12 protein-coding genes are annotated in these 11,324 nt (G+C 71.4%); 4 read left to right on the forward strand and 8 right to left on the reverse strand.

Annotated elements, in window-relative coordinates; genetic code table 11:
* Window positions 1-74 precede the first annotated feature (74 nt).
* Both ACIGXM_RS06535 and trxA read right to left on the reverse strand, forming a co-directional pair.
* A complete protein-coding gene (locus ACIGXM_RS06535) occupies window positions 75-719 on the reverse strand; it encodes a DUF6230 family protein (protein ID WP_396557524.1) in 645 nt (214 codons plus the stop codon).
* 705 nt (window positions 720-1,424) lie between these two features.
* Complete coding sequence (trxA, locus tag ACIGXM_RS06540) at window positions 1,425-2,426, reverse strand: thioredoxin (protein ID WP_396557526.1); 1,002 nt, start codon at window positions 2,424-2,426, stop codon at window positions 1,425-1,427.
* 377 nt (window positions 2,427-2,803) lie between these two features.
* On the opposite strand from trxA, the gene ACIGXM_RS06545 reads away from it, so the two are divergent.
* On the forward strand, window positions 2,804-3,430 hold the full coding sequence (locus ACIGXM_RS06545; RefSeq protein ID WP_396557528.1) for a TetR/AcrR family transcriptional regulator: 627 nt from the start codon (window positions 2,804-2,806) through the stop codon (window positions 3,428-3,430).
* 55 nt (window positions 3,431-3,485) lie between these two features.
* Here the strand turns inward: ACIGXM_RS06545 and ACIGXM_RS06550 are convergent, their stop codons facing one another.
* From ACIGXM_RS06550 to ACIGXM_RS06565, 4 genes are all read right to left on the reverse strand, one after another.
* On the reverse strand, window positions 3,486-5,171 hold the full coding sequence (locus ACIGXM_RS06550; RefSeq protein ID WP_396557530.1) for a methylmalonyl-CoA mutase: 1,686 nt from the start codon (window positions 5,169-5,171) through the stop codon (window positions 3,486-3,488).
* 149 nt (window positions 5,172-5,320) lie between these two features.
* Window positions 5,321-5,659, reverse strand: a complete 339-nt coding sequence (locus tag ACIGXM_RS06555; RefSeq protein ID WP_396557532.1) for a DUF3817 domain-containing protein — start codon at window positions 5,657-5,659, stop codon at window positions 5,321-5,323.
* Window positions 5,660-5,757: 98 nt separating this feature from the next.
* Entirely contained in the window at window positions 5,758-6,273 is a 516-nt protein-coding gene (locus tag ACIGXM_RS06560; protein ID WP_396557534.1) for a MarR family winged helix-turn-helix transcriptional regulator, read from the reverse strand.
* Between the two features lie 76 nt (window positions 6,274-6,349).
* Window positions 6,350-6,676, reverse strand: coding sequence for a DUF3817 domain-containing protein (locus ACIGXM_RS06565; protein ID WP_396557536.1), 327 nt, complete (start codon window positions 6,674-6,676; stop codon window positions 6,350-6,352).
* 192 nt (window positions 6,677-6,868) lie between these two features.
* Between ACIGXM_RS06565 and ACIGXM_RS06570 the strand changes: the two genes are divergently transcribed.
* Window positions 6,869-7,645: a DUF2127 domain-containing protein gene (locus ACIGXM_RS06570; RefSeq protein WP_396557538.1), complete on the forward strand. Its 777-nt coding sequence runs from the start codon at window positions 6,869-6,871 to the stop codon at window positions 7,643-7,645.
* A gap of 97 nt (window positions 7,646-7,742) precedes the next feature.
* Entirely contained in the window at window positions 7,743-8,267 is a 525-nt protein-coding gene (locus tag ACIGXM_RS06575; RefSeq protein ID WP_396557540.1) for a MarR family winged helix-turn-helix transcriptional regulator, read from the forward strand.
* Window positions 8,268-8,277: 10 nt separating this feature from the next.
* On the opposite strand, the gene meaB is transcribed toward ACIGXM_RS06575, so the two are convergent.
* Together meaB and ACIGXM_RS06585 are read right to left on the reverse strand one after the other, a co-directional pair.
* The gene (gene meaB, locus ACIGXM_RS06580; protein ID WP_396557542.1) at window positions 8,278-9,237 is read right to left on the reverse strand and encodes a methylmalonyl Co-A mutase-associated GTPase MeaB; all 960 of its coding nucleotides are present in this window, start codon (window positions 9,235-9,237) and stop codon (window positions 8,278-8,280) included.
* 78 nt (window positions 9,238-9,315) lie between these two features.
* On the reverse strand, window positions 9,316-10,521 hold the full coding sequence (locus tag ACIGXM_RS06585; protein WP_396557544.1) for an acetyl-CoA C-acetyltransferase: 1,206 nt from the start codon (window positions 10,519-10,521) through the stop codon (window positions 9,316-9,318).
* A gap of 209 nt (window positions 10,522-10,730) precedes the next feature.
* Here ACIGXM_RS06585 and mce point away from each other — a divergent pair, with 209 nt between their 5' ends.
* Entirely contained in the window at window positions 10,731-11,168 is a 438-nt protein-coding gene (mce, locus tag ACIGXM_RS06590) for a methylmalonyl-CoA epimerase (protein WP_396557546.1), read from the forward strand.
* Window positions 11,169-11,324 lie beyond the last annotated feature (156 nt).

Consider the following 11,324-nt stretch of genomic DNA (forward strand, 5'->3'; position numbering starts at 1 on the left):
TGACCGCCGGCCTCGGGGCCGCCCGTGGGGGCCGGCGCGGCCGGCGGCCGCTCCGGCTCCCCGTCAGGGGCGGCTCAGTAGCACTCGACGCCGGTGCCGGAGCCCTGCTTGATGTTCAGCTTCAGGCCGTTGAGCGTGAAGGTGCCGGCCGAGGTGGCCCAGGCGGTCTGCTGGACGTTGGTCAGGTCGGCGCTGCTGGCCGACTGCGCGAAGCCCGTGGCACCGCTCGGCAGCCCGGTGCCCTGGTGGCTCTTCCAGCCCTGGACGGCGGTGCCCTGCAGGGTGGAGGCGTCCTGGCCGATGTTGATGTTCTGGAAGGTGGCGTCCGCGTTCAGCTGGTTCAGGTCGATCAGCAGGTTGCTGGCCGTGACCGGCTTGTTCGGGTCCTGACCGGCGTTCAGCACCAGGGTCCACTTGCCGAGCGGGCCGAGGTCGGTCACCACGGACTGGCACAGGTTGTTGATGGTGGCCGTGTCGAAGGCCGAGACGGCGACCACGTGCGGGGTGCCGTTGCTCTCCACGTCCACCGAGCCGAACTGGGCGAAGTTCGTGCCGTGCAGGTGGTCGGTGGTGACCTTGAAGCTCTGGCCGGAGACGCTGAACGACGCGGCCAGCGCGCTGTCGGCGATGCTCAGGCCGATGCCGGCGGTGGCGGCGATGCTGGGCACCATGACGAGGGCGAAGCGCTTCCAGCGGGTCTTGCCATAAGTCTTGGACATGCGTGTCCTCCTTCTCGGACGTACATCTCCGGACCGGTCCGGCACCCGTGGCGCCGATCCCGTCCTGGGATGGGAGAGAGCTACGTCCTCGGTAGCGGAGAGCGCCGTCGCCGACTCCGGGCGCGGACCGCGGCTGCGGGCCACTCCCGTCCCTGCGCCGCTCGCCCGGAAGGGCGGGCGGGCACGATCGGCGACATCGACGATCACCCCCGAGCGACAACCAGACGGCCGCGCGGGGCTGCGCGACCGGAGAAAGGACAGGATCCGCCGTGGGCCGCGGATACCCCCCTGCCCTCTCAACCGCCGAACGGTTCCGACGGTTACCCGGTGGGGATCCCGCACTCCTGCCGTCCGGTGGGTGACCGGGGGCGGAAAAGTGAGGGACCGGGCGTGGCCGATCGTGCTGTAATCACGGCCGAAGCACAAGAGGTTCATTACTGACGGGTAATCCAACAGTCGAGCCGACAGCCGGTGAACCAGACATGACATCGACGCAGCGTGACGTCACATGGGGTTCGCACTGCGGAAATCTGCTGGAAATACGGAGGAAAGCACAGTGGGCGATCACCCAAGGTGATCGCCCACTGATGTTGTCAAGATTTGATAAAGCTGACGGTGCGATGCCGAAATGTCGGCAAATCACCGCCGACACCGCAGGTCACCGACCGTGCCACCGAGCCGGCCTGACGGCCCGTCAGCAGGGGTCTAGAAGAGCACCCGGGCCAGCGCGGTGCGGGCCGCGGTCACCCGCGGGTCCTCCGGGCCGATCACCTCGAAGAGCTCCAGCAGTCGGAGCCTGGCGGTGTCCCGGTCGGCGCCGGCGGTCCGGCCGACGGTGTCCACCAGGCGCCCGAAGGCGTCCTCGACGTGACCGCCCACCAGGTCCAGGTCGGCCGCGTCCAGCTGGGCGGCGACGTTCTTCGGGTCCTGCGCCGCCGCGTTCCGGACCGCCTGCGGGTCCAGCCCCTCCACCCGGCGCAGCAGCTGGGCCTGGGCCAGGCCCAGCTGGGCCTCGGTGTTGCCGGGCTGGTCGGCGAGCACGTTCTGGTAGGCCTGGATGGCGCCGCCCAGGTCACCGCGGTCCAGCGCCTCGTGCGCGGCGTTCAGCGCCGGGTCCTGCGGCGCCGCGTAGCCGGCCGTCGGGGCGCCCTCGGCGGGCAGCCCCGCGCCGGCACCGCCGACGATGCCGAAGCGCTGCTCGGCCACCTGGATCAGCTGGTCCAGGATCTTGCGGACGTTGGCCTCGTTCTCGGCGCCCTGGAAGAGCGGCACCAGCTGGCCGGCCACCACGGCCATCACCGCGGGGATGCCCTGGATGCCGAACTGCTGCGCGATCAGCTGGTTGGCGTCGACGTCGATCTTGGCGAGCACGATCCGGCCGGCGTACTCCTCGGCCAGCCGCTCCAGGATCGGGCTGAGCTGCTTGCACGGGCCGCACCACTCGGCCCAGAAGTCGACGACCACCGGGACCTCGGTGGAGCGCTGGACCACCTCGTCCTCGAAGGTGGCCTCCGTGACGTCGACCACCAGCGGGTAGCCGGCGGTCGGGAGCTCGACACCGGCCGCCTCGGCGGCCGCGTTCTGCCGGGCCCGCTCGGCCCGGGCCTGCTCGGCCTTCTGCGCGGCCTCACCGGCCGCCTTCACCGCGGCGAGGTCGACCGCTCCACGCAGGGCGGCGCTGTTCAGATGCGTGTTCCGTGGCTGCATGACACCATCCTCCCCCGTCCGCGACCCTGCCGAGTGCCATCCGCCGGGAAAGTCCGCCGCGGGCGTCCTCGCCCGGTCCGGCGGCCGTCCCGGCGCCGGCCGATCCCCCTGGTAGCTGTTCCCGCTGCGGCGCGGATCCCCACCCGCGCCTCGCGCCCGACCCCTCCCACAGGGCCGGCGCATGGTTGCCGCTCTATTCGCTACGGGTCGTAGCGTATCTGGACCCGCACCCCTCGCCGCAAGTCCCCCCGGGGCCGGCGGGACGTGACGTGCCCCACTTTCGCGGTCGCCGTTTCGTCGATACGGTTACCAGCCCCACCCAGAAGCTACTCACGAGTACTCAGCTGCTCAAGAGCACACCAGCGCAAGGAGCCCCGGTGGCCACCCTCCCACCCCGACCCGCGCGCGCGAAGGGCCGCCCGCGCAGCGCCGCCGCCGACCGCGCGATCCTCGACGCCACCCGGGAGGCGCTGGCCGAACTCGGCTGGGGCGGGCTCACCATCGGCCACGTGGCCACCCGGGCCGGGGTCGCCAAGACCACCCTCTACCGGCGCTGGCCGTCCAAGAACGAGCTGGTGGTGGATGCCGTCGCGAGCCTCTTCGACGAGCTGGAGATGGCCGACCTGGGCAGCCTGCAGGCCGACATGGAGGCGGTGGTGGCGCAGTTCGCCGCGCTGCTGGTCCGGCCGGAGAGCCAGGCCGCACTGCTCGCGCTGTTCGCCGAGGGCAGCCGCGACCCGGAGCTGCGCCGGCGGATCCGCGAGCGGATCGTCGATCCGCAGAAGCGGCTGGTGCGCCAGGGGCTGTCCCAGGCGCTGGATCGCGGCGAGCTGGCCCGGGACCGGGACGAGGCGGTGGCGGCCGAGCACATCGACATCATCTTCGACACCATCGCGGGGACGGTGGAGCACCGGATCCTGGTGACCGGGCAGCCGGCCACCCAGGAGTGGATCCGGCGGTTCACCACGCTGCTGCTCACCCCCGGGCTGGACAGCACGGGTTGACAGTCGAGCGCTGGAAGTCGAGCAGATCGACTTCCAGCGCTCAGGTTCGGGAGGATCAGAAACCCGCCGGCTCCCGGTAGACACCCCACTCCGCACGCAGCGCGTTGCAGATCTCGCCCAGCGTCGCCTCGGCCCGCACCGCCCGCAGCATCGGCGGGATCATGTTCTCGCCGCTCCGGGCCGCCGCCAGCATCGCGTCCAGCCCGGCCTTGACGGCCACCTCGTCGCGCCGTGCCTTGCGCTCGCGCAGCACCCGGACCTGCTCGCGCTCCACCTCGTGGCTGACCCGGAGGATCTCCAGCTCCTTGGTGACCGTGCCCGGGTGGCAGTTGACGCCGACCACCCGCTTGTCGCCCTTCTCCACACCCTGTTGGTACGCGAAGGCGGCCTCGGCGATCTCGCTCATGAACCAGCCCTCCTCGATCCCGCGCAGGATGCCGGCGGTCATCGGACCGATCGGGTGGTCGGCCGAGCCCTTGGCCAGGATCCGGGCGAAGATGCTCTCCGCCTGCTGCTCGATCCGGTCGGTCAACGCCTCGACGTACCACGAACCGCCCAGCGGGTCGGCCACGTTGGCCACCCCGGTCTCCTCCATCAGCACCTGCTGGGTGCGCAGCGCGATCTCCGCGGCCTGCTCGGACGGCAGCGCCAGGGTCTCGTCCAGGGCGTTGGTGTGCAGCGAGTTGGTGCCGCCGAGCACCGCCGAGAGCGCCTCCACGGCGGTGCGGACCACGTTGTTGTAGGGCTGCTGGGCGGTCAGCGAGACACCGGCGGTCTGGGTGTGGAAGCGCAGCCACTGCGCCTTGTCGGTCTTCGCGCCGTACGCCTCGCGCATCCAGCGCGCCCAGATCCGGCGCGCCGCGCGGAACTTGGCGATCTCCTCGAAGAAGTCCAGGTGGGCGTCGAAGAAGAAGGACAGGCCGGGCGCGAAGACGTCCACGTCCAGGCCGCGGGAGAGGCCCAGCTCGACGTAGGCGAAGCCGTCGGCGAGGGTGTAGGCGAGCTCCTGCGCGGCCGTCGCGCCGGCCTCCCGGATGTGGTAGCCGGAGACCGAGAGCGGCTTGTACGCCGGGATCCCCTCGGCACAGTGCGCCATCAGGTCGCCGATCAGGCGCAGGTGCGGCTCGGGGGCGAAGAGCCACTCCTTCTGCGCGATGTACTCCTTGAAGATGTCGGTCTGCAGCGTGCCGTTGAGCACCGCCGGATCGACGCCCTGCCGCTCGGCGGCCACCAGGTACATGCAGAAGATCGGGACGGCCGGGCCGCTGATCGTCATCGAGGTGGTGACGTCGCCCAGCGGGATGGAGTCGAACAGCACCTCCATGTCGGCGGCCGAGTCGATCGCCACGCCACAGTGGCCGACCTCGCCGAGCGAGCGGGCGTCGTCCGAGTCGTACCCCATCAGGGTGGGCATGTCGAAGGCGACCGAGAGGCCACCGCCGCCCGCCGCCAGGATCATCTTGTACCGCTCGTTGGTCTGCCGGGCGTTGCCGAAGCCGGCGAACTGGCGGATGGTCCAGGTCCGCCCCCGGTAGCCGGTCGGGTGCAGACCGCGGGTGAACGGGTACTCGCCCGGCCAGCCGATCCGCTCGAACCCCTCGTACGGCTGCCCGGCCGGCGGGCCGTAGACGGGCTCCACCTGATCGCCCGAGAGCGTGGTGAAGTCCGCGTCGCGCTTGCGGGCGCTGTCGTACCGCTGCTGCCAGCGCTGCCTGCCGCGCTCGATCTCCTCGGCGTCCATGAGCCCCGCTCCCGGTCGATGGTAGGACGTCCTAATAATTTACTCGGACGTCCAACTACTTGTCGATGAGCAATGTCCGCGAAACGCCGACGGCCCGCGCCCGCGTCGCAGGGCACGGGCCGCCAGTTCGCCGGCAGCGGTTCGCGGGATCAGGCGCCGACCGGCTGCTCGACGGGCGCCGGAGCCTTGGCGGCGGCCATGTCGCGCATCAACCGGCGCTCGGCGAGGAACGAGGCGAACGGGATGCAGCCGGCCGCCAGCGTGAAGAGCATCCGGCCCATCGGCCACTTGAGCTTCTGGCCGAGCATGAAGGTCACCACGAAGTAGGCCAGGTACAGGTAGCCGTGCAGCATCGCGACGTACATGGTGGCCTGCGCGCCGGTGTCGAAGCCGTACTTCGCGATGATGAAGCAGCAGAAGATCAGCAGCGCGCAGCCGGTCGCGATGGCCAGGGCGCGGTACCAGGCCAGCAGGGGGGTGGGCTTCATAGGTGGTCGCCTCGCTTGGCAAGATCGTCCGGTACGTCCGGATCCGCGTACCGCTCACCCGAGGGTAACCGGCGGTTCCTCGGCCCCCGAACCGGGGCCTACTCCTCCGGCGCGGCGAAGTCGCCGGCCGCCACCCGCAGCGGCCTGAGCAGGTCGAACACCTGTCGGCACTGTTCGGCGTCATAGGACTCCAGGCCGAACTCGATGGCCATCAGCTCCCGGGTGGCCTGCTCGACCACCGTCCGGCCGCGGTCGGTGATCGCCGCCAGCACGCCCCGGCCGTCCAGCGGGTTGGGCCGCCGGGAGACCAGGCCGGCCTTCTCCAGCCGGTCCACCGTGTTGGTCACGCTGGTCGGGTGGACCATCAGCCGCTCGCCGATCTTGGAGAGCGAGAGCTCGCCGGTCCGGCTGAAGGTGAGCAGCACCAGCGCCTCGTAGCGGGCGAAGGTCAGCCCGTACGGCTTGACCACCGCGTCGACCCGGGCCAGCAGGATCTGGTGGGCGCGCATCACCGAGGTGATCGCCGCCATCGCCGGGGCGTCGCCGAAGCGGCGGCTCCACAGCTCGTCGGCGCGGGCGATCGGGTCGAAGGCGAGAGCGAGGGGTTTGGCCACCTCCTCACCGTACCGGCGGGGCACCCTCACCCGATCGGCCGACCGCATGATGGGACCGGCCGCGGAGCGACCCGCCTCAGGCGGCGGCCTCGACCGCGGCGGCCGGCGCGCCCTCGCCGCGCTCCTCCCTGGCCAGCATCCGCTCGGCGAAGAACCCGCCGGTCGGCAGCACCGAGAGCACGAAGAGCAGCGCCGCCCGCTTGCCGGTCCAGCCCTGCTTCTGCCAGGCCAGGCCCCAGAACGCGACGTACGCGATGAAGAGCATGCCGTGGATCATGCCCATCACCGGGACCGCGTTGAAGCTGGTGGTGCGCTTCAGCACCGAGCAGATCAGCAGGAGTATGAAGGAGAGGCCTTCGGGGCCGGAGACGAGGCGCAGGCGGTGGGCGGCGCTGTTCTTCATGACGGGGTACCTCACAGGGCGGCGGGGGCTTGTGAACGGGCGCACAAGCCGGTCGGCCCATTATCACCAGCCACCTCGCCCGGACCGACGCCAGGGGGCGCGGGGTGGCCGGAATCACAGCCTTCGAACACCGGCTCGCTATCCTCTTCCCGCACGGCCCGAGCGGGCCACGAACCACGGGGGAGCACCACCATGTTCAAGCGGGACTGGGATCGCCGGACCTGCGCCAGGCGCGGCCACACCACCTACGCGCCGACCGAGCCGGAGCAGCGGCAGCGGCTGCACACCGCCACCGCGCACGGCGAGGCCTGGCGCTGCCTGCGCTGCGGCGACTTCACCCTCGGCGCCCCGCACGGCTCGGGACCGGCCGCCGACGCGCCACTGGTCCCGCGCGGCAAGGCGCTGCGCGACCTGTTCGTGCTGCGCTTCCTGGCCGTCGAGCGGGTGCTGCGCGGGATCCTGATCGTCCTGGCCGCCTGGGCGGTGTGGAAGTTCTCCAACAGCCAGGACGCCGTGCAGCGGCTGTTCGACCAGGACCTGACGATCTTCAAGCCGGTCGCCGACCACTTCCACTACGACCTCAACCACTCCCCCGTGGTCGACACCATCCGCAAGACCTTCAGCTACCAGAAGAAGACCCTGGTGATCGTCGCCCTGGCGCTGCTGGCCTACGCGCTGATCGAGCTGGTCGAGGGGGTCGGACTCTGGCTGGGCCGGCGTTGGGCCGAGTACCTGACGGTGGTCGCCACCGCCGCCTTCCTGCCGCTGGAGGGCGAGGAGCTGACCCACCACGTGACCGCGTTCAAGGTGGTCACGCTGCTGATCAACGTGCTGGCGGTGGTCTGGATCCTGGTCTCCAAGCGGCTGTTCGGGCTGCGCGGCGGCGTGGTGGCCTTCGAGGCCGCGCGGCACTCCGCCTCGCTGCTGGAGGTCGGGCGGGCCGCCGGCGAGCCGGTCGCATCGCGCTGAGCCGATCCATGTCACTCGTTCGAGTGAATCCGGGTCCCGAGTGGATCACCTCGGGAAGATAGTAGAATGTTGAACTAGTTCGCGTATCATGGTCGGTATGGATACGCACGCCACCGAGCCGGCGGAGCAGCAGGCCGCCACGGACAGCTCCGCCGCCGACGACACCCCCTGGCTGACCGCCCGGGAGCAGCGGCTGTGGCGCGCCCACCTGGAGGTCAGCAAGCTGCTGGAGTACCAGCTCAGCCGCGAACTCCAGCCGCACAACCTGGCGATCAACGACTACGAGATCCTGGTCGTGCTCTCCGAATCGCCCCAGCGGCGGATGCGGATGACCGACCTGGCCACCGCCACCCTGCAGTCCAAGAGCCGGCTCTCACACCAGATCACCCGGATGGAGAGTGCCGGCCTGGTGCTCCGTCAGGAGTGTCCGGGCGACCGCCGGGGCCTCTACGCCCACCTCACCGACCAGGGCTGGGAGACGCTGCGGAAGGTCGCGCCGGACCACGTCCGCAGCGTCCGGGCGCACTTCGTCGACCTCTTCGACCACGACCAGATCGACGCCATGTACGAGGCGCTGGCCCCGATCGCCGAGCACCTGCGCGGGCTGCGCGGCCGCGGGTAGGCCCGGGGGCCTACGCCTGGTCGGTCAGGCCCGCCACCAGCAGGTCCGCCGCGCCGTACGGGTCCAGCTCGCCGCCCGCCACCTTCTCCGCCAACGCGTCCAGGTGCCGGTCCCCGTGCAGGTCGCCGATCCTGGCCCGCAGCGCGACCAGCGCGATCGCCTCGATCTCCGCCGCCGCCCGACGCCGACGACGGGCCGTCAACTCGCCGCCGGCCGCCAGCCAGGCGTGGTGCTTCTCCAGCGCCTCGACCAGCTCGTCCACGCCCTCGCCGCGGGCCGCCACGGTCTTGACGATCGGCGGCCGCCAGTCCCCCGGCTCACGCGCCTCGCCCAGGCCCAGCATGTGGCTCAGCTCCCGGGCGGTCGCGTCCGCGCCGTCCCGGTCGGCCTTGTTGACCACGAAGACGTCGCCGATCTCCAGGATCCCGGCCTTGGCGGCCTGGATCCCGTCACCCATCCCGGGGGCCAGCAGCACCACCGTGGTGTCGGCCTGCGCGGCCACCTCGACCTCGGACTGCCCGACCCCGACCGTCTCCACCAGGATCACGTCGCAGCCCGCCGCGTCCAGCACCCGCAGCGCCTGCGGCGCGGCCCAGGAGAGCCCGCCCAGGTGGCCGCGGGTGGCCATCGAGCGGATGAAGACGTCCGGATCGGTGGCGTGGTCCTGCATCCGCACCCGGTCGCCCAGCAGCGCGCCGCCGGAGAACGGCGAGGACGGGTCGACCGCCAGCACGGCGACCCGCTTGCCGACCCGCCGGTAGGCCGCCACCAGTGCCGAGGTCGAGGTGGACTTGCCCACCCCGGGCGAACCGGTCAGCCCGACCGTGTAGGCGTGCCCGGTGTACGGGGCGAGCGCGGCCATCGCCTCGCGCAGTTGCGGGGCGTCGTTCTCGACCAGCGAGATCAGCCGGGCCACCGCGCGCGGGCGCCCGGCGCGGGCCTGCTCGACCAGCGTCGGCACATCGATCATGGAGGTTCCGTCTCTTCCGGTCGGGCCGGTGCCCCCGGCGGGGGCGCCGGCCGTGGCGCTCTGTGGGGCCGGCCCGGGTCAGGCCTTGGGCACCCGGACGATCAGCGCGTCGCCCTGGCCGCCACCGCCGCACAGCGCCGCCGCGCCGACCCCGCCACCGCGCCGCCGCAGCTCCAGCGCCAGGTGCAGCACGACCCGGGCGCCGGACATCCCGATCGGGTGGCCGAGCGCGATCGCGCCGCCGTTCACGTTGACCTTCTCCTCGGTGACCCCGAGGTCCTTCATCGACTGGTAGGCGACCGCGGCGAAGGCCTCGTTGATCTCGATCAGGTCGAGGTCCTCGACGCCGATGCCCTCCTTGGCCAGCGCGTGCCTGATCGCGTTGGACGGCTGCGACTGCAGCGAGTTGTCCGGGCCGGCCACGTTGCCGTGCGCGCCGATCTCGGCGATCCAGCTCAGGCCCAGCTCCTCGGCCTTGGCCCGGCTCATCACGACCACCGCGGCGGCGCCGTCGGAGATCTGCGAGGAGGTGCCGGCCGTGATCGTGCCGTCCTTGGTGAAGGCCGGGCGCAGCCGGGCCAGGGTCTCCACGGTGGTCTCGCCGCGGATCCCCTCGTCCTGGGCGAACAGCACCGGGTCGCCCTTGCGCTGCGGGATCTCGACCGGGGCGATCTCGGCGTCGAACACGCCGTTCTTCTGGGCCGCGGCGGCGCGCTGGTGGGAGAGCGCGGCCAGCCGGTCCTGGGCCTCGCGCGGGATGCCGAGCCGGGCGTTGTGGTTCTCGGTGGACTCGCCCATCGGGATGTTCTCGTACGCGTCGGTCAGGCCGTCGTGGGCCATCGCGTCCAGCATCGCGATCGAGCCGTACTTGTAGCCCTCGCGGGACTTGGGCAGCAGGTGCGGGGCGTTGGTCATCGACTCCTGGCCGCCGGCCACCACGATGTCGAACTCGCCGGCCCGGATCAGCTGGTCGGCCAGCGCGATGGCGTCCAGGCCGGAGAGGCAGACCTTGTTGATGGTCAGCGCCGGCACGTTCATCGGGATGCCGGCCTTGACCGCGGCCTGCCGGGCCGGGATCTGGCCGGCCCCCGCCTGCAGCACCTGGCCCATGATCACGTACTGGACCTGCTCGCCGCTCACACCCGCCCGTTCCAGTGCGGCCTTGATGGCGAACGCGCCGAGCTCGGCGCCCGAGAAGCCCTTCAGCGAGCCGAGCAGCCGGCCCATCGGGGTCCGGGCGCCCGCGACGATCACGGACGTAGTAGCGGTGGAAGCGGTAGGCATGGAACGAGCCCCTTCGCACGTCGTGGCCAGCGAGCCGCTGCGGACGGTCGAGCACGGCAGCAGGGCCCGGGGAGCGGGATGCTGCTCAATGTACTGACCCGTAACCCGGGCGTCACCGGAGCGGCGGTGTGATCAGGCTCGCACGTGGCCTGGTGGCGCGGCGGGCCGGTTGTGCGCTGCACTGGGCCCACTCACCCTAGGAGGCTTCCGTGTTGACCCGGATCGACCACATCGGCATCGCCTGCTTCGACCTCGACAGGACGGTCGAGTTCTACCGTGCCACCTACGGCTTCGAAGTGTTCCACACCGAGGTGAACGAGGAGCAGGGCGTCCGCGAGGCCATGCTCAAGATCAACGACACCGGGGACGGCGGCGCCTCCTACCTCCAGTTGCTGGAGCCGATCCGGGAGGACTCCACGGTCGCCAAGTGGCTGGCCAAGAACGGCGAGGGCGTGCACCACATCGCCTTCGGCACCGCCGACGTCGACGCGGATGCCGCGGCGATCAGGGAGAAGGGCGTCCGGGTGCTGTACGACCAGCCGCGCCGCGGCTCGATGGGCTCGCGGATCACCTTCCTGCACCCGAAGGACTGCGGTGGCGTGCTGACCGAGCTGGTCACCTCGGCGGATGACCCCGCGGAGCACTGAGGAATCGCCCCGGGCGAGGCCGGAACCCGCCGGTAACCTGCGGAAGAGCCGGACTCGGCGGTTACAGCCCCGTTCTCGCCCACTACAATGCCCAGGTGCGTGACGGCCTCCGCGAGGACCGGCCCGGCAGGCACAGCCGAGGGCGGGGAAGCCGAC

Source organism: Kitasatospora sp. NPDC052896 (assembly GCF_044547075.1).
Classification (GTDB): domain Bacteria; phylum Actinomycetota; class Actinomycetes; order Streptomycetales; family Streptomycetaceae; genus Kitasatospora.